This window comes from Clostridium sp. Marseille-P7770 (assembly GCF_902143525.1).
Taxonomy (GTDB): domain Bacteria; phylum Bacillota; class Clostridia; order Lachnospirales; family Lachnospiraceae; genus Pilosibacter.
Window position 1 is genome coordinate 299,254 of the sequence record NZ_CABFVC010000004.1, and the last position, 20,954, is coordinate 320,207.

23 protein-coding genes and 1 pseudogene are annotated in these 20,954 nt (G+C 47.9%); 1 reads left to right on the forward strand and 23 read right to left on the reverse strand.

Annotation, left to right across the window (positions count from 1 at the left end):
• Positions 1 to 11: 11 nt before the first annotated feature.
• The 23 genes and pseudogenes from FN001_RS11505 to FN001_RS11600 all read right to left on the reverse strand — a co-directional run bounded on the left by FN001_RS11505 (position 12) and on the right by FN001_RS11600 (position 20,326).
• Complete coding sequence (locus FN001_RS11505; protein WP_142411913.1) at positions 12 to 1,967, reverse strand: C40 family peptidase; 1,956 nt, start codon at positions 1,965 to 1,967, stop codon at positions 12 to 14.
• Positions 1,955 to 2,875, reverse strand: a complete 921-nt coding sequence (locus tag FN001_RS11510) for a DNA cytosine methyltransferase (RefSeq protein ID WP_117485244.1) — start codon at positions 2,873 to 2,875, stop codon at positions 1,955 to 1,957. Before FN001_RS11510 ends, FN001_RS11505 begins: the two co-directional genes overlap by 13 nt.
• Positions 2,872 to 5,277, reverse strand: a complete 2,406-nt coding sequence (locus FN001_RS11515) for a VirB4-like conjugal transfer ATPase, CD1110 family (protein WP_006060478.1) — start codon at positions 5,275 to 5,277, stop codon at positions 2,872 to 2,874. The genes FN001_RS11510 and FN001_RS11515 overlap by 4 nt, the downstream gene beginning before the upstream one ends.
• The gene (locus FN001_RS11520; protein WP_003509300.1) at positions 5,180 to 5,629 is read right to left on the reverse strand and encodes a PrgI family protein; all 450 of its coding nucleotides are present in this window, start codon (positions 5,627 to 5,629) and stop codon (positions 5,180 to 5,182) included. Before FN001_RS11520 ends, FN001_RS11515 begins: the two co-directional genes overlap by 98 nt.
• Before the next feature lie 6 nt (positions 5,630 to 5,635).
• Positions 5,636 to 6,169: an MT-A70 family methyltransferase gene (locus FN001_RS11525; RefSeq protein ID WP_463680978.1), complete on the reverse strand. Its 534-nt coding sequence runs from the start codon at positions 6,167 to 6,169 to the stop codon at positions 5,636 to 5,638.
• 51 nt (positions 6,170 to 6,220) lie between these two features.
• Complete coding sequence (locus tag FN001_RS11530) at positions 6,221 to 7,084, reverse strand: VirB6/TrbL-like conjugal transfer protein, CD1112 family (RefSeq protein ID WP_005946756.1); 864 nt, start codon at positions 7,082 to 7,084, stop codon at positions 6,221 to 6,223.
• 71 nt (positions 7,085 to 7,155) lie between these two features.
• Entirely contained in the window at positions 7,156 to 7,371 is a 216-nt protein-coding gene (locus FN001_RS11535; RefSeq protein WP_002566673.1) for a Maff2 family mobile element protein, read from the reverse strand.
• A 96-nt stretch (positions 7,372 to 7,467) separates the two neighbouring features.
• A complete protein-coding gene (locus FN001_RS11540; RefSeq protein ID WP_005946702.1) occupies positions 7,468 to 7,695 on the reverse strand; it encodes a hypothetical protein in 228 nt (75 codons plus the stop codon).
• 28 nt (positions 7,696 to 7,723) lie between these two features.
• Positions 7,724 to 9,529, reverse strand: coding sequence for a VirD4-like conjugal transfer protein, CD1115 family (locus FN001_RS11545; protein ID WP_118591929.1), 1,806 nt, complete (start codon positions 9,527 to 9,529; stop codon positions 7,724 to 7,726).
• Positions 9,526 to 10,002, reverse strand: a complete 477-nt coding sequence (locus FN001_RS11550) for a PcfB family protein (RefSeq protein WP_003509387.1) — start codon at positions 10,000 to 10,002, stop codon at positions 9,526 to 9,528. Before FN001_RS11550 ends, FN001_RS11545 begins: the two co-directional genes overlap by 4 nt.
• Positions 10,003 to 10,044: 42 nt before the next feature.
• Positions 10,045 to 10,257 (reverse strand): DUF5348 domain-containing protein, encoded by a 213-nt coding sequence (locus tag FN001_RS11555; RefSeq protein WP_003819042.1) that lies wholly within the window; start codon positions 10,255 to 10,257, stop codon positions 10,045 to 10,047.
• A 15-nt stretch (positions 10,258 to 10,272) separates the two neighbouring features.
• Positions 10,273 to 11,400 (reverse strand): DUF6017 domain-containing protein, encoded by a 1,128-nt coding sequence (locus tag FN001_RS11560; protein ID WP_071441261.1) that lies wholly within the window; start codon positions 11,398 to 11,400, stop codon positions 10,273 to 10,275.
• Positions 11,401 to 11,815: 415 nt separating this feature from the next.
• Positions 11,816 to 12,550, reverse strand: coding sequence for a class I SAM-dependent methyltransferase (locus FN001_RS11565; RefSeq protein WP_118605188.1), 735 nt, complete (start codon positions 12,548 to 12,550; stop codon positions 11,816 to 11,818).
• 478 nt (positions 12,551 to 13,028) lie between these two features.
• Positions 13,029 to 13,256 (reverse strand): type II toxin-antitoxin system RelE/ParE family toxin, encoded by a 228-nt coding sequence (locus FN001_RS11570; RefSeq protein WP_142411914.1) that lies wholly within the window; start codon positions 13,254 to 13,256, stop codon positions 13,029 to 13,031.
• Positions 13,246 to 13,506, reverse strand: coding sequence for a type II toxin-antitoxin system Phd/YefM family antitoxin (locus tag FN001_RS11575; protein ID WP_118297493.1), 261 nt, complete (start codon positions 13,504 to 13,506; stop codon positions 13,246 to 13,248). Before FN001_RS11575 ends, FN001_RS11570 begins: the two co-directional genes overlap by 11 nt.
• Positions 13,507 to 13,950: 444 nt before the next feature.
• The gene (locus FN001_RS11580) at positions 13,951 to 15,321 is read right to left on the reverse strand and encodes an ATP-binding protein (RefSeq protein WP_142411915.1); all 1,371 of its coding nucleotides are present in this window, start codon (positions 15,319 to 15,321) and stop codon (positions 13,951 to 13,953) included.
• Between the two features lie 20 nt (positions 15,322 to 15,341).
• Positions 15,342 to 15,869 (reverse strand): NUDIX hydrolase, encoded by a 528-nt coding sequence (locus FN001_RS11585; protein ID WP_486463517.1) that lies wholly within the window; start codon positions 15,867 to 15,869, stop codon positions 15,342 to 15,344.
• Positions 15,852 to 16,052 (reverse strand): annotated as a pseudogene (locus FN001_RS18760) (helix-turn-helix domain-containing protein); the annotation flags it as partial. The gene FN001_RS11585 and the pseudogene FN001_RS18760, both read right to left, overlap by 18 nt.
• A gap of 32 nt (positions 16,053 to 16,084) precedes the next feature.
• Positions 16,085 to 18,814 carry an AAA domain-containing protein gene (locus tag FN001_RS11590; protein WP_185911911.1) on the reverse strand — a complete coding sequence of 910 codons (2,730 nt, stop codon included), beginning with the start codon at positions 18,812 to 18,814 and terminating at the stop codon, positions 16,085 to 16,087.
• 10 nt (positions 18,815 to 18,824) lie between these two features.
• A complete protein-coding gene (locus tag FN001_RS18485; RefSeq protein WP_243121999.1) occupies positions 18,825 to 19,067 on the reverse strand; it encodes a hypothetical protein in 243 nt (80 codons plus the stop codon).
• Positions 19,068 to 19,085: 18 nt separating this feature from the next.
• Positions 19,086 to 19,298, reverse strand: coding sequence for a histidine phosphatase family protein (locus tag FN001_RS18490; protein ID WP_243122000.1), 213 nt, complete (start codon positions 19,296 to 19,298; stop codon positions 19,086 to 19,088).
• A gap of 147 nt (positions 19,299 to 19,445) precedes the next feature.
• On the reverse strand, positions 19,446 to 19,598 hold the full coding sequence (locus tag FN001_RS18495) for a hypothetical protein (protein ID WP_015552546.1): 153 nt from the start codon (positions 19,596 to 19,598) through the stop codon (positions 19,446 to 19,448).
• Positions 19,599 to 19,612: 14 nt separating this feature from the next.
• A complete protein-coding gene (locus FN001_RS11600) occupies positions 19,613 to 20,326 on the reverse strand; it encodes a hypothetical protein (RefSeq protein ID WP_243122001.1) in 714 nt (237 codons plus the stop codon).
• A gap of 59 nt (positions 20,327 to 20,385) precedes the next feature.
• On the opposite strand from FN001_RS11600, the gene FN001_RS11605 reads away from it, so the two are divergent.
• Positions 20,386 to 20,934 (forward strand): helix-turn-helix domain-containing protein, encoded by a 549-nt coding sequence (locus FN001_RS11605; RefSeq protein ID WP_142411916.1) that lies wholly within the window; start codon positions 20,386 to 20,388, stop codon positions 20,932 to 20,934.
• The last annotated feature ends 20 nt before the right edge of the window (positions 20,935 to 20,954 follow it).

The following is a 20,954-nucleotide window of genomic DNA, read 5'->3' on the forward strand; positions in this document are numbered from 1 at the left end:
CTTTCTGGCGTTTAAGGCAACCGCCCGTAACAATAAAAATGCTGCTGCCAGTAGCTTGAATTGAGGTTTGTGTAGGAAATGGGGTCTCCGCAGTGCAGCATGACCGAATTTCCCACATACAGCCCCACATGGGACATCCCGGCAGTGTCATAAGTGCCGACGAAAAATACAAGGTCGCCGGGCTTGGCCTGCTCCGGGGAAACGGGAGTGCAGATGTTGTAAAGCCCCTGCGCCGTCTGGCGTCCCACATTCCAGCCGGAATGATTGATAACCCAGCTAATGAAGCCGGAACAATCAAAGCTGGTGCTTGGGGAGCTGCCGCCCCACACATAGGGATAGCCCACATACTTTTCCGCCTCGGCGATCATGGCGGCAAAGGCTTCGTCCTTTAGCGCCTCCGGGGGGATTTCATAGTAGGTCGGCTCTTTCGGGGTGGAGGCGTGGGGATAGCTGCCGTTGGGGAACAGGTCTGGCCGGTTGCCCAAAGTCTGCATATAGGCAGCATAAAAGCCCATCTGTTCCTCGGTGAGAATGTAGATGGGCAGGTGGGACAGGTCAAAGTTTTCCAGCTTCACATTGCAGATGTAGTAAGTGTAGGGTACTTCCACGGTGTAGGTGTTTCCCTCGCTGTCCGTCCTCGTTTCGGTGCGGTAGCGGGTTTCCGTTTCGATGGTCTGGGTCAGGATGTACTGTTTTTCAAAGAGCATAGCAAGATCGCCCTGTACCTCCCCCAAAGTGAACACGCCGTTATGCAGCGCGGAGAGGATGGAGGTCAGCACATAGGGGTCATGCTTGATCTCGTCCAGATCGAAACGGTATTCGTCATAACCGGGGTGCAGGCTTTCGTAGTTGTCAAGTTCGTGCTGCAAGTCTGCTTCCAGCGCGCCATAGGCGGCTTCGGCTCCCAGCATATCGCTGTCCTCGGAGAGATAGGAGGTGGCGGCAAGGCCCGTCCCGGTGCTGCCAAACATGGCGGTGCAGGATTGCAAGCCGCCCATCACCAGCAGGAGCATAAGGCCTACGCCGCCGACGATCAGCGCCCCTTTCCAGTGCCGGGCGGCAAAGGACGCGGCCTGTCTGCTTTTCTCTGCGGCTTTCTTGGCTGCGGCAGCCGTGGTCTTGGCGGTGCTTGCCGCCCCCTGTGCGGTCTGGCCCGCCGCCCTTGCTGCCTTGGCATATTCCCGCTTGATGTGCTGTTTCTGCCAGAAGCGGGAAACGGGGTTCTTGGTCGCCTGCGCCAGCTCCGGGTTGTCCCGCAGGGATTTTTGATACGCAAACTCGGCGTTGGCGGCGATGGACTTTCGCTCGGCCTTGGCTGCGGCCCGGTAGGGTTTGAGCTTGTGGCGGTGGACGCCGCTGCGGATCATGCGGCCCGCCTGCCGTTCCGCCCGTTCCTCCCCCTTGTGGCCGCCCTCCACGCCCACATTTTCGTGTTCTACCTCATGGATTTTTCCGTGGAGGTAAAGCCCGGCTTCCTGTATGGGGCGGCTGGCCGGGTTTGGTTTGAGCTGGGGAGGGGATTTCTCCACCTTGTCAAAATACAGCCTGCTTTTGGCCTTGCCCTTGGCCTCGTCATAAACGGTTTCCTTGGTGACGACACGCTTTTTCGGCAAGGCTTCTTTGGCTGCTTCCAGCTGATCCGCCCGTTTTTCTGCCTTTTTGATATACGGGGCCAACTCCGGGGAGGCCCGTTCCTCGGCGGTAAACTGCAACCGGGAAACAGGGCCGGTGGCCTGCGCCACGGTTTCCCCGGCGTCCTTGGCCGCTTTCTTTGCCTTGTGGCGGTCGTGCAGTTCGTCCGCCCGTTCCAGTATTTTTTCCGCCGCGCCCTCCGGCTGGGCGGTGTATTCCTGCTCGGCCTCCCGGCTGGACACATTGACGCTTTCGCCGGTGGTCTGGTTATCCAGTGTCAGGCCGTCGCGGGTCATGTGCTGCGTTACCTTGTCGCGGGGTTTTAAGGGTTCCATATCCGATCACCTCCTTGCTGTCTGTTCCGGCAGCGCCCGGTTTCAATCTCTGCAATATAGCGCAGGATGGGGTACACCTGCGGGGGAACAACTGCGTTTCCCAAAGTCTTTAACCGCTTTGCCACATTCGCCGGTGGGTCGCTGATTAAGTACGGGATTTGCGCCGGTTCTTTGGCCCACATGGAATGTCCGTCCATCTCCGGGGGAATCCCATCAGCCATTCCACCCAGTCGGGATTCAGTTTCACATCCCCCGGCGGGCTGCCCAGCAGTTTGTAAACCGCCCATGACAGCCGCGCCGTCCATACGGTTCCGCTGGGATTGTATTTTCGGAAGCTCCCAGTCGGGGTCATCCGCACATCGACAGTTTTCCCCACATCCCCCGTGTCGCTGGCAAGGGGCGTGGGAAGCAGCATGGCCGATGATGAAAGTTCTTTTGCGCTCATGCCATGCGCCGACGGCGACAGCAGGAAGTACGAAAACCCTAACGGCGTAGCCTGCCTGCTCCAAGTCAAAAACCGTCTTGTCGAGCCCCAGATGGATGAAGCCAGCAACATTTTCTCCAAGCACCCAAGAGGGGTGCAGTTCCCGGATAACGCGGAGCATTTCGGGCCATAAATACCGTTCGTCCTCAAATCCCCGTTGTTTCCCGGCACTGGAAAAGGGCTGGCAGGGGAATCCCCCGGAAATAAGTGTGGTGGTTTCTCGTCCTGTTTTTTCAAAAAATGCCTCCTTTGTCACTGTGGTAATGTCCCGGAATTTTGGTACCTGCGGCCAGTGCTTTTTCAAAACTTCCATCGGGAAATCCGCCCATTCGCACTGGCATACGGTGGTAAACCCTGCGGCTTCCGCCGCAAGGTCGATCCCGCCGATCCCGGAAAACAGGCTGAAATGTGTTAAGGCGCTCATACCGTCGCCCCCTCGCCTAACCGGGTCGTCATGATCTGGTAGAGCTGGGTGTTTTTCGGGATGGGGTTCTTAAAGGGCAGGATCACATTTTCGTAAATGAGAAGCCCCTCGCCGGGTTCGGAATTGTCCACATACCGTAATTGCTGGGGTGAAATGTTCAGCCGTTCCGCAAGGATTTTGCGGTCGCCGCTGGCCTGATTGAGTAGGCAGATAAAGTCGCTGTTTTCCAAAATGTTCTCAATTTCCGGGGAGGAAAGCAGGTCTTTTACATTCTGCGTTGCACCTGTGGGAATCCCGCCCCACTTACGGAAACGCTTCCAAATCTCACAGGAAAAGGCCGCCGTCTGTTCCTCTCGCAAAAGTAGATGGAACTCATCACAAAAATACCATGTCGCCTTGCCCTTGCTGCGGTTTTGGGTGACGCGCCCCCAAATCTGGTCTTGGACAATGAGCATACCGATTTTCTTTAGCTGCTTGCCCAGTTCCTTGATGTCAAAGGCCACAATGCGGTTTTGAATGTCGATGTTGGTTCTGTGGTTGAACACATTTAAGCTGCCGGACACATACAGGTCAAGGGCCTGCGCCACCCGGTCGGCCTCCGGGATATGCTGGTCTAACAGGGCTTTGTGCAGGTCTGCAAGGATGGGCATATTTTCCGGCTTGGGGTCTGCCAGATAAGGTCGGTAGATCACCTGTACCGCCCGGTCGATCACCGTCTTTTCAATGGCTTCCAGCCCGTTCTTGCCGCCCATGACAAGCTCACAGAACGACAGCACAAAGTCGGATTTCAAGGCCAGCGGGTTTTCATCCTCGGAGTAGTTCAGGTTGATGTCCAGCGGGTTCACATAGTTTTTGCTGGTAGGCGACAGCTTCACCACCTGCCCATGCAGCCGCTTCACAAGGGGGTAATACTCGGCTTCCGGGTCACAGATATACACATCGTCCGGGGTGCAGAGGAACACGCTCAAAATTTCTGATTTACAGCTCATACTTTTGCCGCTTCCCGGTGTCCCCAGCTTTAGCCCGTTGGGACACCTCGCCCGTTTGCGGTCGAGCATAATCATGTTGCCGGTTTTGGCGTTGATCCCGTAATACATGGCGTCGCCGCCCTGAAAAAGCTCCTGCGTCACAAAGGGGACGAACACGGCCACGCTGGAAGTCGTCAGGGAGCGTTCAATCTGGATGTGGCTGGCCCCCAGCGGCAGGCTGCTCATAAGCCCCTGTTCCTGCTGGTAGTCCAGCCGCACAAGGGAGCAGTTGTACTTCTGGGCGATCCCGGCAGCCCAGAACACATCGTTTTCCAGCTTTTGCCGGGTGTCTGCGGTGTTCAGCACCAAAAAGGTAAGCTGGAACATCCTTTCATTCCGGCTCTGCAAGGTCTTTAGTAGCTCCTTGGCGTCCTGCCCGTAGGTGGCAAGGTCGCTGGGAAGTATATCCATGTCGTAACCACTTCTTACCGCCCGTTTCTGTTCCTGAATCTTCATGGCGTCAAGGTCGGTGATCTTGCGCTTGACCGTCTTAATGGCGTCGCTCTGGTCGATGGCCTGCACATGGAGGTTCACCACAATGCCGTTTTCTGTGTTGAGGAAGTCGGCCAGCATTTCATCCGACAGCTCCGGGGAGAGGATTTGCAGGAAGCTCACCGCCCCGTATTTGCCGCCCAGCCCGAACATCCGGGCATTGCCGAAGCGGAACGAGGACGGGGCGATAAAGTCCTTGGTGGAAAGCCCCGACGGGGCAAGCCACTTCCAGTCAAAAGAAAACGGCTCCCCGTCCGGGTGGAAAATGCTGTGCATGACTTCCAGCCGTTCCTTGGCGTCCAGTCCCCACGCGGAGGCCCCCATGCTCTTGAAATAGCCCAAAAGGTCGGTTTCGATCCGGCGCAGTCTGGCGCGGGCCATTTTCAGGCTGTCCGCCTCGATGGTGTAGGTCATAAATTTCCGCTTCATCAGGCCGTTGTTCCCGTTCACAAGCTGGTCTTGCAAAATGTCGGAATACTCGCTGCGGATGTCGTCGAAGTCGTCCCCCTGCGCCCGGATTTCAAAGCTCTTGGCGTACTGCTTGGGGTCGATCTTGCGGTTGATAAAGGAAAACTGCACATGAATGGAGGCGTCCAGATAGTTGTAGAGGTCGCACAGGTTTTCAAAGATGGCGGTCTTGGTGTCCGCCTGCGCCAGTTGGTAGCTGATGTCCGTAAACTCAATGCACTTGGAAAAGGTGCGGGGCGTTACCCGGCATACGCCGTCCTGATACATGGCCTCATAGGGAATACTGGCCTGTGCCGAATGGGGCTTGCCGTCGCCCTTATACTTTCGGATGACGGCCTGAATCTCTTTCTTTTCGGCGCGGGTGAGCTTGACCGGCGCTTTTGCGCTCGTTTCGTTCTTTTGCTTTTTGGACAATGGCGTTGACCTCCTTTTCCATTTGGGATTGCCGCACAAGGGCGGTATAAGCGTTGTTGGTCTGATAGGGCCGTTCCTTGGGCTGGATGAAGCAGCACTCGACGATCTGGCGCACCACCACTTCAAGGGGCTGGCCGTGTTTTTCGTAAAGCGCCAGCAGAAAGCCCGGCAGCATGGCAAACACCATAATGAGCGCCGCCGCGCTGGTCGGGACGCGGCCCCGGATCAAAAAGAAAAGCGGGACGCCTACCAGCAGCGCACCGCCAAAACAAATGAGCTGGCGTTTCGTCAGCCCGAATACTACCTTGGATTTGACCTTGGTTAAATCCTTGGGGACAGTTACATAAGCCATAAAAAGTCACCTCGTTTCTGGTACGGACAGGGAAAAATCGCTGTCCAATTCATTGCCCCACACATCCCAGCCGGGGGTTTTCTGTCTGGCAAACAGTTCTGCGCGGGGCAGGTCGCCCGCAAGGGCTATGATTTTCTCGCGGGTAATGTCTGGTTTCTTGCTGTGTTCCTCCACCGGGGAAATGATAAACTGATGGACGCTTTTGGAGTAACGCTTGGGATGGCCCCGCTTGGCAAGCAGGCAGATTTCCGCGTTTCCTCTCGTCCAATAGCCCAGTCCGTAAAACCATGTGGGGCTTTTGCGGTTCAATTTCAGCCAGACAAAGGCCACGGTCTTAAAGGAAAAGCCCCACGCCTTAATCAGACGCAGCGCCTCCGGGAGCTGTGGGAAAGTCGCCCACAAAAACAAGAGGCAGTCTTTTCCCGCCAGCGTTTCCACCGGCAGGGCGCACAGATCGTCAATGCTCATGGTGGGATAGTGATGTTCCGCCGCCCCTGTCCGTTTGCACTCATATCTCCACGGCGGGTCGGCGTAAAGGATGTTGTAGGTTTTCTTTTGTGTTTCCTCGATGGTTGGTATTCCTCCTGTCTGTCAATGTGCGGTAAATACGGCTTTCGATATGCTGCCGGTCTTGAACAGACAGAAGCAAAGCAAAACGGTATAGCCCATACAGCCCCAGATCGCGCCGGATATGTCGTCGGCGGTTCCGATCTGCTGGATCAGCACCGCATAAATCCCGACAACCACCATGATTAAAAAGGCTTGGAAGCCCAGCGCAAGCAGGGATTTCAAGTAGTTCTGGCCCATGCCGCGCCACTCTGCATTGCCCAGCGTGGCAAGGGGGATCGGCCCCAATGCGGTCACGGCGTAAATTTCAATCATTCTTCCATAGGTCACAAGGAAAATGCAGATGGAAAGAATGTTCATCGTCAGCCCCACAACAAGGGTCTGGAACCACAGGCCCAGCAGCGGCCCGATGTCCATTGCTTCAAGGCGGCTTTCCAGATCGGGCAGCAGCGTGTCAAAATCAATGCTGGTATCTCCGATAATCACCCCGGCGCTTTGGTTGACGACCTGCTGGGTGGCGTCAAACACGCCCATGACGATATTCCATGTGTTCGTCACAATGAGAATGGCAAAGGCGCTTTTGAAAATCCAGCGGAAGAACATGGAGCTGTCGAAGTCGTGCATATTGTTCTTTTCCACGATCATGTCGATCAGCTCATAGCACATCACAAGGGCGAGAATGGCCGCCGCAATGGGGACGATCACCGTTTCGGACAGGTTTTGCAGCATGGAGAAAATGCCGCCGTTCCAGTCCTGCGGGGTACTGCCCACATCCGACGCGATTTCCCCGACTTTGGTATTGACTGTGTTAAACAGGCCGGACAGGTTGCCCATGATACCGTCGATCAGGATTCCTTTGATCCATTCCCCGATTAAATCACCAATCATGTGGGGACACCTCCTTTCCCGCGCCCTCCCAGATCAGAGAGGGCGCGGAGGGTTTTCTAACACACATGGGGTTATCCCAGCAGCCCGGACAGCAGCGGAACAAGGGTCATGCCGATCAGGGCAACGCCTCCTCCGGCGACAAGCTGCTTGATTCCTTGGCTCTTGCTCGCCGGGTTGTCCGCCCCGTATCCCTCCAAAAGATTGACGCCGCCCCATACGCAAAGCGCTCCGCCGAGGCCCACAACGATGGTCTGCAAAGTATCAACTGCACTATTGAAAAATTCCATAAATTTACCTCCATAAATTCAGATTGTGATGGTGTTTGGGTGCAAAAAAAGCCGCCGTACACAGCGGCAGCCTCACAATCCGCAGACGGCCCGGAGTTACTGGCCGTCCCGCCATTCCAGCACAGCCAGCGAAAAAATTTCGCCCCATGCTTCACACAGTCTGCGGTCTATTTCCCTTGCAAGTTCTTCGGCTTCCCCGTCCGTGGGCGGGGTATCATGTTCTGCGATCCACTGGCACAGCACCGCAGCGGAAATGATTGCCCGGTAGATTTCTTTCTCATACTTGAAATAATCCGCAAATGTCCATTCGTCCGAGTGTCCCATCGGTCACGCTCCTTTCTCTATGGCCGCTTTATTCTGCGGAAAAATCTTCCTCCGACAGCTCAATGTCGTAGAGGTCAAAGGGTTCGTCCTCCGTTATCACGCGCCGCCTTTTCCGGCGCAGGGACGACAGGTAGCTGTCCACATCAAAGGTGTTCTTTTTGTCAGCGTCCGAGAGGTATTTATAGCGGGGGTGGCGGGTGATGTCGTATTTCTCACTGAAAAACGGCCTCACGCCGCGCACCTGCAAAATACACTTGCCTCCGTCCATCGTTGCAATTTCGTCTTGGCTCATCAGCTCCTTTCCGAGTTTTTGGTAGTTCAGTCCGTGGGAGGTCTGCGCGCCCCGGTTCTCGCTCTGGTTGTAGCTGTCAATGGTTTCCTTGCCCAGCACCTCCGCGATCTCCTTGGCGTTCTTGCCCCTGCCACTAAGGAACAGCGTACAGTCGCAGTTGTCGGAAATGATTTCCGCCGCGTCCTTGTAAATGGCCTTTAGCTGCGACTGGCTCTGCAAAATAATAGAAGCCGAGATTTCCCGGCTTCGGATGGTGGCGATCAGCTTGTCAAAGTTTGGAATCTGGCCGATGTTGGCGAACTCGTCCAGAATCAGCCGCACATGGACGGGCAGCCGCCCGCCGTATTTGTCATCGGCCCGGTCACACAAAAGGTTTATGAGCTGGCTTTGCACCATTGCCAGAATGAAATTAAAGGTCGTGTCCGTGTCCGACATAATCAGGAACAGGGCTGTTTTTTTGTCCCCGATGGTGTCAAGTTCCAGTTCGTCGTCCTCCATCAGCTCCCGCACCTCCCGGATGTCAAAGGGCGCTAATCTGGCTCCGCAGCTTATCAAAATGGAGCTGCGGGTCTTGCCCGCCGACAGCAGGAATTTACGGTACTGGCGCACCGCAAAGTGTTCCGGGTCTTTTTCTTCCAGCCGTTCAAACATCTGGTCTACCGGGGATTGAAATTCCGGGTCGTCCTCGCGGGCTTCACTGGCATTTATCATTTCAAGCAGCGTAGTGAAATTCATTTCATCGTCCGGCGCTTCGTACCAGATATAGCCAATGAGGGCCGAATACAGCAGGCGTTCCGATTTGATCCAAAAATCCTCGGCGCTTTTTTCGCCCTCGCCCTTGGTGTTACAGATCAGAGTGTTTACCAGCTTCAAAATGTCCTTTTCCGAATGGATGTAGCGAAACGGGTTGTAGCGCATACTCTTGGAAAAGTTAATGGTATTCAGCACTTTTACCCGGTAGCCGCACCGCACAAGGAGCTGGCCCACCTCGCCGATCAGACTTCCTTTCGGGTCGGTAATCACGAATGAGGTCGGGTAGTCCTTGGACACGCACTGCATGAGGTTGGGCTTCACAAAGAACCGGGTCTTGCCGCTGCCGGAACCGCCGATCACCAGCACATTTTTGTTCCGGGCGGTCTTGGGGTCTTTGGGCCGGTTGTTCATGGTGAGGCGTTCCGTCTGGGTCAGGAGGATGTTGTTGTCAAACACCGGGTCGATGTACGGGGCTATATCTTTGGGGCTGCCCCAACGGGCGCTGCCGTACTCGACACCCCGGCGGTATTTCTTGGCGTTCTTGCTTTTGCAGTACACCATCAGCCGCAGCGCCACCGCACCGGCCACGCCCACCGCCAGATCGAACAGGTGGAAGCTGGGGGCGGCGCTTTCAAAGGCAAGGGAAAAGCCGTCCGCAAGGTGCAATAGCTTTTCCGACAAGTCCGCCCCAGCCGCCAGCCGGTAGGTCTGTCCCAGCTTGCCGAACAGGTAAACAAACAGCAGGTAGGGCAGGTTGGCGATGATCAGCTTTTTCATTTCCGGCTTCATCGTGACAGCCCCCTTTCCTTGATTTTCTCCTTGGCCTGCTGGCTGCTTCTGGCCGCTGCCTTTTCTTTCAGGACGGCAAGGGTCTTTCGGATGGAGGGGCGCTCCTGCTGTTTGAGCTTCTTGGCCGTAAACTCCTTAAACGCCTGTTCCAGATTGTCCGCCTGCTTGGATTTGAAGATCACGATATACCGGGGCGGATGGGTAGTGCGGTCTTTCCGCAAGGTAAAATCAATGTCGTATTTCTTGGCGCAGGGCTTAAACAGGCCGATGTTGGCGTCGGTGATCTCAATGTTGGACAGGGCGGAACCGTCCTTTTTGAGCTGCCGTAAGCTCTGCTGTCCGTGATGGGCCTTGCCCGTCCCTTTCTGCCGGGCGGCCAGATATTTTCGGATGGCCGCTTGCAGCACTTGGGCGGTGAGCTTGCCCGTCTTAACCGCTAACGCTATGGTTTTCTGGTCTACTTCTTCCTGCAACTGCTATCCCTCCTTTGGAAAGTCAGCAGGCAGGCGGATGGCTTAAATCCGCACCCGCAGGCCGGAGAGGTCGTCGGCATGGATTCCCACAAGATACCAGTTCTCGGCCATTTCAATGCGGGTCGGCCTCCATCTGCCGCCCACCATCACATCAAAAGTTTCTCCGCAGTGCAGGCCGCCGTAATAGTCCGCAAGGTCAAAGCGGATGTCGTAGCGGTCTGTCTGCTCGTCAAAAATCAAAGCACCCTGTTTCATAGGGTCGGCCTCCTTTCAGATTTTGCCGGTGTTCATGTCATGGGCCACCAGCGCCGTGTAATAGCCGTTGATGGTGCTTGGGGCGTTGAACAGAACCGCCAGCAGGTATTTTTTGATGTTCCGTATTTCCGTGGTGTTTTTGCTGATACAGTCAAAGACAAACTCAATGTGAGAGCTGTTCAGCTTCATCAGCTTGGATTTCACCAGCTCGGCGGGGTAATCGTCCCCGGCAATGCGGATGGTCTTTCGGGCGCTGCATACGGTTTCCACCAGCAAGTCCACGATCTCGTCCAGCATATCCCGGTCAATCCCCTTGGCGTACTGGCAAAGGTGTTCATACTCGATGTTGTCCTTGATGATCTCCCGATAAATCTCTACGGCGCTCTGTGATTTCGCTCCCGTTCCTTTCCGTTCCGGCGGCGCAGCCGCTTCTTCCCCCAAAGGAGAGGGAGGGGAAAGGATAAGAATGGAATCGGTATTTGATCCATCCGTAATTGATTTCTCTTTACTTGATCTATCTTTATTTAATTGCGTTGGTTTTTCCTGCGTAGGCTTTTCCTGCGTTGGATTATCCAATGTTGGATTTTCCAATGTAGGTGAATCCGGCACAGGCTGGGGCTGTTCATAAATGATGTAATCCGCCCCGCGCAGGCGGCCTTGGCTGTCACGCTCACGGGAACGCACGATATAGCCCGCCTGTTCCAGCTCCCGGACAGCCGCCCGGATCGCGTCGATCTGCTCCCGGTTGATAAGGGATAAGCCTTTCAGCGTAAAGTCCCAGCTCTCCGGCAAGGACAGCATTTGCGACAGCAGCCCCTTGGCTTTCAGGGACAAGTCCTTGTTCCGCAGGTGGTGGTTGGACATCACCGTATAGCCCCGGTTTTTCTCCACTCGAAAAACTGCCATCTCGTCGTCCACTCCTTTCACTTGAAATTTCACCGCGCCGTCAAGGGCGGTGAGCTTGCCCGGCTGGTAGGGACATTCCTCATACACACAAAACTGGTACTTCCAGTGCGGGCGGTAGAAACGGCAGGTGCCGCAGTCCTCCGGCGCTCCGGCCTCGCCGTTGTCAAAATGATCTGCGCCCGGCCTCGTCTGCATGAGCTGTTCAAAGGCCCGGTCGCTGCCGGAAGTAAAGTACATAGGCGGTCGCCTCCTTTCTGTTTTTGGGCGCAAAAAAGCGGCGTCCTGATCTCCCCAAAGGGGAAAAGAGAACGCCGCTGTCTGCGGTGTCGTATTCAATTTTCGATGTGTCACTATTTGGGCGCTGGGCTTCACGGGAAGCAGAAGCGTGTCAAAGCTCAATCCGAAAGTAGTAAATCGGTAGTAAATTCAGTTCTTATATCCCGTGAAATGCCCGTATTTCCGGGCTTTTTGGAGATAATCAGAGTTGTTGTTTCTAATATTTTATATATTGGTTTGCTTTTCTTGTTTCAGCCAATGTATCACGAAATTTCATATCATTCGCACCTTAAGACTGCAAGACTATTGATCTCCCATTTCCCGGAAAATTGCTCAGACCACACCGCACGGGCGATTCTTCTGTTAGTGGGAGTTTTTACAGCACATAGCAATCATACCGAATTGCCTTCCCCTTCAATGTATAAGAAGGCTCTCTGCCTGCAAGACATTCACTTTTCAATGGCCGCTTAACGATAATTCTGGACGGACCGACTTTTAGTGCCGCATCAAAAAGATCTGTTTCCTCCGAGCATGGCGGCTCCAGCTTCTGGATCAGCTGAAGTTTTTTATTGATCAGACTGGATTTCTGTCTCGCAGGAAACATCGGATCCAGATAAATCACATCTACCGGATCCAAAAGCTTTGACATGCATTCCACACTATCTGCCTCCACTACTTTCATGCGGCCGGCGATATCCTTTAAAATCTGATTCTTTTTCGCACGACGGATGGCATCCTTCAGAAGTGCAGCGACCACAGGATTCTGCTCATATAATGTCACCTCATACCCCTGTGCAGCCAGTAAAAAAGCATCCTCTCCCATACCGGCAGTGGCATCGATTGCTTTCCGCCCTTCTTTCTCGGAGCTTGCCGCCTTTACCAGCATCTCATGCTGCAGTCTTCCATTGGTGACTCTATGCATCATTGTCTCCGCAAAGTCCCCCTGATAAGTCAGCCCGAATCCTGACAGTGACACTCCCTTGGAATCAAAATGAATCGTCAGATATTCTCCCGGCTTATCCACGATCGGCGCTCCTGTTTTTCTGGCAAAGGACTCTGCCATATCTCTCTGCCCACCTTTTCCGAGGCAGACTACGATCTTGTTGTTCATTTTATTGTTCTCTCTTTCATTTTCTAGTGAACCTTATTTGCAACTGGAATACTGCTGATTTCTTTCATCTGCCATCATAATCTTTTTCATGTCAAAAAATGTGCGTAATTATAAACTTCCTCCAAAGGATCTGGAAAAGCTCCAAATTCAATAATGGAGCGGGATTCTAAGAAATCCCACCCCAACTATCGACATAGAACCACCACAACACAGTGCCAAAGTTCCGCCATCTGTGTCAATATCAGCGGTCCTTCCGATTTCAGCCTATATGTGATCCCACACGCTTCTAGTTCTTTGCAGAACATCTCAAAATAGTCCGGCTCTTTCCATTACCGTAATATCCAGGGAAATATATTGTCATCCAACCGGATTTCTCTCAGGCCTTCTTTAATAACTTGCTTCCATAGTTCTCTAATTCATGAAAGATTCCCATGACATAGACCGTTCTTATATCTTCATTTACCCGATAAATCATAAGCTATGCCATGCCCGGTATTTTTGCCTTCCGGTATTCCTTTTTTCGAAGCACATAATCGATACATGCTGGAAATTTCCATGGATCTTCTTCCAGACGATCATAAATTTCTTCGATTCCCGAAAGAAGATGTTTGGCTGTCTGATCGCTTTTTAACGGATTCAACAGATAAGCCAGCAACTGATCCAAATGTTCAGATGCCTTCTGCGTAATTTCCAGTTTATAACCCATATTTCTCCCTCATGGATGCAAGCTGCTTTCTCGCATTCATCGTCTGCCCAGCTTCTATCTGGCTCTCCGACTCCTCCAGCTCCTTATAAACTTTTGACAACTTCATCATCCGTTCATAGTTTTCCATACTCATGAGCACCATGTCACCATACCCATTTTTCGTAATAAAGATTGGTTCTTTTGTAGAATGACACATTTCTGAAATTTCTGAAGTGTTTTTTAAATGACTAATTGGAACAATTTGCGGCATAAAAGCACCTCCTTTATGTAGTTTAATTGTACCATAATTATACCATGTATGCAATTTTATATTATTTCATTGGTTATGTGATAAACTTCCATTGTTCATTTGGAACGCCTCCTCTGGTTTTGAGTTTGGCTTGCGACATCATATTGCAGGAGGCTTTATTTAGTTGTCCTCACCGGCTGCACTTATTCCATTCTCCCAAGAACAGCTGAAAGCTTAAGTTTTTCATTTAGATGTAGAGAAAAATTGTTTCAACTCACAATCCACAAGAAGGCTGACTTTGAGGGCGGCAGAAAAGTCGATTACCTGATTTTTGTTTTAACTCACAGCCCCGCAAGGGGGCTGACTATTCAGCGTTCCTATACCAAGCCAAAGTGTTCACCTTCTCTCCAGATTCTTGTATTCTTAACCTAACCACATTGGTTAAGATGTGGTTAGCTTATTTTCTTACGAAAAGTATTTCTGATTTTTACTTGATGGCTTTTCCGGTATAGTCATCTTTAACACACTATTTTTCAGCATAGGAGTTAAATACTTTCTTCTAAAGCTTGTCCTGCTATCAAAATCAAATTCATCCATTATTTCTTGGACCGACTTCGGGTCTTTACAAAAATCGATAATCAGCTTATTCACATCCTGACCATTTTGGTTAGGATGATGGTCAGGATGCTGACCATCATCTCTCAATAACCTCAAATGCCTATCACAAGCCTTGCAAAGAACCATAATTCCAGCCTCATTAATCTCGTATTCCGGCAATGGTCCATCATACAACGCACAGGCTTCCCTAATCTTCTCAAATCCTCTTCCCCAAGCTTCAATCATACCGCTTTTGAAAAAGATATTAGCCAATTTCGGATTATAAGGCTTTGATGAATGCTTCATAAACAACTTGTCAGTAGAATCCAGATTTGGAGGCATCTCTCCATCATTCCAAATATATATCTTGTCCTCGTAAACGCTAATCTGAATTGGATTGCAACCGCTGTAATCCTTATGAACAATGGCATTCAACAAAATCTCACGGAATGCGTCCTTGTGGAACATAAATTGCTCAATTCTCTGGACACCCTCATAATCAATCAATGCCTTCATATATTTCGTGTATACCAAATCTACAGTCTTATCTACCTGCTCTATCAAAGGCCCGTGCACCTCATCCTGATACACCAAATCCGAATCCGATTTTCCAAAATAACCGATTTTGATATAAGAACCTGTTACCCACTTTTCTGGATCCTTATAAAACGCAAGCATTGCTGCTCTTATCAAATATCCATCTTCATCAATTAGGTGCAGGTTATCCATCAAGATAGTATCTTCCACACTGACTTCTTCCTTCGTAAGCCTTCCTCTTTTCACTGCCTTATCTTTGAATAGCTGTATTGCATCCTGCTTTAAATCAGATACTGTCAGTTTTGGTAGAGGCACACCATCCCATGTTCTTCCCTGCGTTTTTAACAAAGCTCTTTCCAATTCCTTTCCAGTAATCTCACGCATGGTACTTCCGGAACGATAATAATATTTTCCACGAAAACTTATTAAAGATGGATATTTATCAACAATTATCTGCAAATACTCAAGTTCGCCTTTATATAACAAATTCACATCTGCAATGATTCCCATTGTGTCCGTAATTTTATTAGGAATTCGCTCTAATAAATCTCTTGCATTATCAATACCTACAACATTACCATTGTCATCCGTACCTATGTATATTGTTCCACCGTAGGCATTGGCATATCCACAAATCCATTTTAAATACTCATCCTGCCATGATTCCTTCCACTCTATGGATTGATGTTCTTTTTCCTTCATATATCCACCAACTTTCCAAATTACTGCTTGTCCACTTCCGTAAAGAAGTATTCCAATGTATCCACAAACATATTATGCTCAAACAATTCCTTAATTTGCTCCCGATTCATCCATGCAACCTGCGCCACTTCATCTGTTGTGGCATTGCCTAAATCAACCTCTCCATCGTAATCAAACAGCCAAACATCCATAATATCATTATAAATTTTTCCATCAATGATTTTTCGTGTCTTTGTAAAAATAACTTGTCCATTTTCTGGCATCAAACCAACTCCAACCTCTTCCTTTGCCTCCCGGATTGCTCCTAATAAACTATCCTCTCCTTTTACAACCGAACCTCCTACACATTCCCACATCAAAGGATATGTCGGTCTGTTTGCAGAACGCTGCGAGATAAGGTACTCGCCCTTGGAATTACGAATCCACACATGCACCACCAGATGGTATCCGTCTATCGGTAACTGTTCTCCTCTGATATGGTCTTTTCCCAGAAGCTCTCGGTTCTCATTATACAAATCCCATATTTCTGCATCCGGTACATACTCCACAATATCCCCAAAATCTGCATGTAAAGTTTTGCAGATTTTGCTAAGAATTGTTAGGCTCACCTCTTCATCACGGCGAAGCTTTGTCATTGTATTAGGAGCAATTTCTGCCTTTTTACGCAAATCCGATTTGCTCATTTTTTTATCTACTAATAATTTCCATAATTTGTTATATGATACAGCCATAATAGCATCTCCCATTTTATTTCCCATTTCAGTTACTCAACCAACTTATCCAGCATCTCTATAAGCTTTTCTTTCTCGCCACTACCATTAGTCATAAATCTCAGTAATGGAATTTCATACAACTCCATAATATGATTTTTCAATAAATCTCTTGAAGCCTGAACGGTATCCTCTTTATGGTATTCATATCCGTCAACCTCAATCGCCAACACAGGCTTTTTACCAATTCTGTTATAAATCAGAAAATCTAAATGTGTTGCTGGATTCATTGCATACTGACATTCCTGCTCATTTAATAGTTCTGGATTCTTAATCAACATATTCAACGGAAAATGACAAACAACATCCAAGCTTGAATACTTGTTAGCGGAGATAATGTCCTCTATCAATGAATACATTAGATTTTCCGAATCATATTCTGATACTTTTTTGTGCTTCTGCAAGTATGCCCTTCTTTCCTCAGTATACTGCTTGTAAAGGTAATCAAAAATCGAATAAATCTTGCTTTCAGTAACTTCAAAATTATTATACTGAATATAATCAATCAAATCTGTTATATTGCGCTCTTTTGATTGCTCATTTCCAGTTACAACCAACATCAATTTCTTTTTGGCTCTTGATACAGCAACATTGATTAAATATGGATCATCTGCAAAATCAGATATTTCATCATCCACGGTAGATATAATAATATTCTCTTTCTCCTTGCCCTGGAACTTATGCACTGTAGCAGCATCAATATCTGTAATCTCCTTGCTTAAAGCTTCTACCTGATTTTTGTACGGTGCAATAATTCCGGTTTCTTCCGGATTTGAAACATATTTTGGTATAATCTCATTTTTAATAACATCTATCTGGCGCTGGCTATAATGGTTACGCTCATGATTTCCCACTACCGTTTTTACTACCGATAAAACATCCTCTTCACCCTTATCCGTTGTCATAATAATCAATTCACCACGATAGAATTTCTGGTTACAGAAATTGATTATTTTGGGGTGACACCTATAATGTTCCCGCAACAATGTTTGTGTTACATTTGGCATAACATCCAAAATGGATTGCAGAAAACTGTTTGTATACTGATATCCTTCACTCACATTAAAGCTGTCAAATATAACTTTTGCTTTGGCTTTTATATCACCTGTAACAACATTGGGAAGTTGCTTGGTATCCCCTACAATAACAACATTCCTTGCACAGGACAATGCCAACGCACCAGTTGCAATATCTACCTGTGATGCCTCATCCATGATAAGGTAATCATACACCACATCTGAATTCAGGCTGTTTCTTGATGAAAATGTTGTACTTAATATAACCGGATACTCAGCCAATACATCGTATGGTTCCTTCCACAAATTATCTTCACTAAAAGTTTTCCTACTACTGTTACCTTCATATTTCCTTGCCAGTTTGTCTTTTAGGACAACCATTGACTGATCGCATAAATCCTCAAGCAAATTCTTATTAACACTATTTAAATACTTTTCAATATCTGCAATTTTCCCAGACAACTCCGCCTGCTTCGCACGATAATACATTGCTTGAAAGGTTGTAATTATCTTTGAAATATCCTGCTTATAAATGCTCCAATCGGTTACTCTATATTTAAATAAGGCTTTTATCTTAAACCAAAATCCTATTGCCGTTTTCTCTTCTGAAATCAACTGGCACTCCTGCCACAATACCATCCATTGCTTTGAAGATAGTTTTTTCTTGAACTTAATACTATCTGTATGAACATCTGATTCTTTAACATATTGATTGAAATATTCCTGTTCAGTAACCAACTGTGAAAGTTCCTGCCTTAAACACGCCAGTTTTTCCTGCTTATCAAAAACACTTTTTAACTGACTGGATTGCTCTGCTATTTCCTTCTGCAAAACACTTTGATCTTCTCCCGTTTTCCACGACGAAAAATCGGGATAAGCGGCATCCTGATGCTCAACAAATAATTTCTTATTTTTAGAACTTCCTAATGTCGCAGCAATAAAACCCAAATTGTATTTTGGAGAAGATAATTTTTCATATACGTTTTCCGTTGCCGAATTATTATTGGATACTATCTGTACCGTTTTCCCTTGCATTAATATATTGGCAATAATATTCAATATCGTTTGTGTCTTCCCCGTTCCTGGAGGTCCCTGTATAACACTAATCTGATTCTCCATGGCATTTTTTACAGCCTTATACTGACTGTTATTGCATCCAAATGGGAAAATTGGAATGTATTCGCGTCCTGTTCTTTTTCCTTGCAATGATGATGGATTCAAATACTTTGCTAAAGCTACATCACTACCCACAAAAGAAATCTTGGCAAACTTCTTAGACAATAATTTTTCACCAGTCTCTTCATTCTTAAGATTACTCAAACCTGCAATTTGCTTTATATATTCAAATACATTTGATGACTGACTCTGGGCAAGACATGACTCTATAATATGCAAGTCGTTCCGACGATAATCTCTTTCACTACCATCGCCAAAACAAATGTGCCAATAAGACTCACTTCCGCTTCTAAATACATATATTGCATTAACATCAAAGAACTCTCGTCCTTCTCTGCTAATCCGATACATGTTAGGATTCAAAACCTCCGGATAAGTCAACTTTTCCACATTCAAATATGCATACGAGTATGTTTTTCCATTATTGAATTTTACATCCCATTTTTGGGTATTTCTATTATAACCACATGACATTATTTCGGATGTCTTTATTTCACCCTTGATAATGACCATATAATATCGTGTATTCATCTATTCCTCACTACTTCTTATCCGCACGCTGATTGCCCTTGAATTCCTTCTCCACATAGCAATGTTCATGTTTGCCAACCAACTTATCGCCTTCAAAATCCAGTTCGATAATATATGGCATCCAATCTATAATTCGCAGAAATTCTTCGCACCCGAAACTATTGTCATAAGAATTCAATATCGTACTAAGGGCAGTACCATGGGTTCCTATAACACTCTCTTTATCTGTATTATCTGCTAAAATCTCGTTCAACGCCTCTATATTACGATTTTAAACCATAGCAATGGATTCTCCACCATCTTCATGATAATCATGGTCAGCCCAGCGTTTCTGAAACATTCCGTAGTTGTTTCCATCAGGACCTTTTTCTCGCTCCCTCAATCTCTCATCTGTTATAATCTCTTTTGTAAAAAAATCTGCTGCCTCTGCAATAGTATCCATACTACGTTTATATGGACTACAATTCGTTACCAATACTTTCATTTTGACCTCCGTTTTCATGTACCATATTTTTATATGATATCACAGAATCACTACATCATCAATAACAATCGCAACTTCTTGCGATCGTTTCCTAGTTTGCAATATATATTTCGGGTGCGTAAAGTGAATCGTGGATATGCAGAGGAATCATCTTCCTCTGTCCCTATTCCTCATCTTATCTTCCATCTTTCCTTTATCAACATCTCTACCAACACTTTCATCATAAATCCTCTGAAATTCCTCATAAAGTTCATCTCCATCCAGTTTTATCCCCAACCTTTTCATCACATCTGAAAACATCCTTATGCTTCCACTCACATCAGCAATATCAAATCCGAATACATCTGCCTTAACAGAATCACTGACATTCTCAAAACCACCAAGCTCTGATATTCTCCTGACAATCCAGCCAACTTCGTCCACAGGCTCTTTTTCTTCATGTTCACCAATTCACTTTTACTTGTCACATTAATTATACTTTCGTCCATTCTTGTCATATTCACATCAGACAAATTAAGAATCTCTGGTATTCCTATTCCCTCTAAATCAGTCTGTTGTTTTCTCGCACTATCAGATTGCTCTTTCTGTCTGCCTATTTCATTCTGATTATTGTCTGGATTTATTACCACAACATTCGTCTCCGGCTCAACAGCCACATCTTTCTCTGACACTGCCTCATCTTCCATCCCCGGTATCTCAACATCCCTGTCTGCAACGATTTCTTCTTTCTCCGACACTGCATAATAAGCCGTATACAAATCTTCTTTCACAATTCCATCAGCAAGCTGTATTTGCTTCTTAATATTCCTTTTCTCCTGCTTCAATTCGTCCAGTTCTTCCTGCACTCCCACATGCCATATCTGATACTCATGATACTGCTCCTCGTTCTCAATATTCCGTTTCCGGCTCGAGCTTTCTCTGTATACTTTGCTCCACCAACCACAAAACGCTTCTGCTCTACAATCCTTAATCTGTATAGCTTTGCATAAAACTTTTTCTGGAATGGTGACAACTACTTTATCTGACATGTCAGATAACTTGGCGTTCAACAGCCCATACAGGATCACAAAATGGAGGTAACTACACTATGACAATAGGTGAAAGAATAAAGAAAATACGGGTATTCCGTAAAATGACAATGGATGATCTAGGCGGTGCACTTGGCTTTGAAGGAAAAAATATGTCAGTCCGTATATCACAATACGAAACTGGTGCACGTATTCCCGGCGAAGATATGATTTTGAAGCTCGCCGATGCACTGCACTGCAATTACAAAGCTATTTCTGATTACAGCCTTGGTGCTGCAGAGGATATCATTGAAACTCTTTTCTGGCTTGAAGAAAGTGCGGCTTCACTTCCAGCAAGAGGAAAAGGTACAAGATTTCCTGAGTACACTGCTCCTGGCAATTTGATTCACTTAACTGCAATGACTCCGGCAAAACCATCTGAAACAGTCAGACCAACTTATAACGAAGATGATTATGACTGTACAGGTGCACCTGTCGCATTAACTTTTGAATATGGATTGGTAAATGATTTCCTTTCGGAATGGTGTGAAATGAAAACGAAATTAAATAATGGAGAGATTTCTCCAAATGAATATTTTGAGTGGAAAATAATATGGCCTCATGCATGAAACATAATGCTATCCGCTGT

What these genes read in the sequence shown, in the direction of transcription:
- FN001_RS11505 (WP_142411913.1), bottom strand. Translation starts at nt 1,967, where the DNA reads ATGGAACCCTTAAAACCCCGCGACAAGGTAACGCAGCACATGACCCGC.
- FN001_RS11510 (WP_117485244.1), bottom strand. Translation starts at nt 2,875, where the DNA reads ATGAGCGCCTTAACACATTTCAGCCTGTTTTCCGGGATCGGCGGGATC.
- FN001_RS11520 (WP_003509300.1), bottom strand. Translation starts at nt 5,629, where the DNA reads ATGGCTTATGTAACTGTCCCCAAGGATTTAACCAAGGTCAAATCCAAG.
- FN001_RS11530 (WP_005946756.1), bottom strand. Translation starts at nt 7,084, where the DNA reads ATGATTGGTGATTTAATCGGGGAATGGATCAAAGGAATCCTGATCGAC.
- FN001_RS11535 (WP_002566673.1), bottom strand. Translation starts at nt 7,371, where the DNA reads ATGGAATTTTTCAATAGTGCAGTTGATACTTTGCAGACCATCGTTGTG.
- FN001_RS11540 (WP_005946702.1), bottom strand. Translation starts at nt 7,695, where the DNA reads ATGGGACACTCGGACGAATGGACATTTGCGGATTATTTCAAGTATGAG.
- FN001_RS11545 (WP_118591929.1), bottom strand. Translation starts at nt 9,529, where the DNA reads ATGAAGCCGGAAATGAAAAAGCTGATCATCGCCAACCTGCCCTACCTG.
- FN001_RS11555 (WP_003819042.1), bottom strand. Translation starts at nt 10,257, where the DNA reads ATGAAACAGGGTGCTTTGATTTTTGACGAGCAGACAGACCGCTACGAC.
- FN001_RS11560 (WP_071441261.1), bottom strand. Translation starts at nt 11,400, where the DNA reads ATGTACTTTACTTCCGGCAGCGACCGGGCCTTTGAACAGCTCATGCAG.
- FN001_RS11565 (WP_118605188.1), bottom strand. Translation starts at nt 12,550, where the DNA reads ATGAACAACAAGATCGTAGTCTGCCTCGGAAAAGGTGGGCAGAGAGAT.
- FN001_RS11570 (WP_142411914.1), bottom strand. Translation starts at nt 13,256, where the DNA reads ATGGGTTATAAACTGGAAATTACGCAGAAGGCATCTGAACATTTGGAT.
- FN001_RS11575 (WP_118297493.1), bottom strand. Translation starts at nt 13,506, where the DNA reads ATGCCGCAAATTGTTCCAATTAGTCATTTAAAAAACACTTCAGAAATT.
- FN001_RS11580 (WP_142411915.1), bottom strand. Translation starts at nt 15,321, where the DNA reads ATGAAGGAAAAAGAACATCAATCCATAGAGTGGAAGGAATCATGGCAG.
- FN001_RS11590 (WP_185911911.1), bottom strand. Translation starts at nt 18,814, where the DNA reads ATGAATACACGATATTATATGGTCATTATCAAGGGTGAAATAAAGACA.
- FN001_RS18490 (WP_243122000.1), bottom strand. Translation starts at nt 19,298, where the DNA reads ATGAAAGTATTGGTAACGAATTGTAGTCCATATAAACGTAGTATGGAT.
- FN001_RS18495 (WP_015552546.1), bottom strand. Translation starts at nt 19,598, where the DNA reads ATGTTTTCAGATGTGATGAAAAGGTTGGGGATAAAACTGGATGGAGAT.
- FN001_RS11600 (WP_243122001.1), bottom strand. Translation starts at nt 20,326, where the DNA reads ATGTCAGATAAAGTAGTTGTCACCATTCCAGAAAAAGTTTTATGCAAA.
- FN001_RS11605 (WP_142411916.1), top strand. Translation starts at nt 20,386, where the DNA reads ATGACAATAGGTGAAAGAATAAAGAAAATACGGGTATTCCGTAAAATG.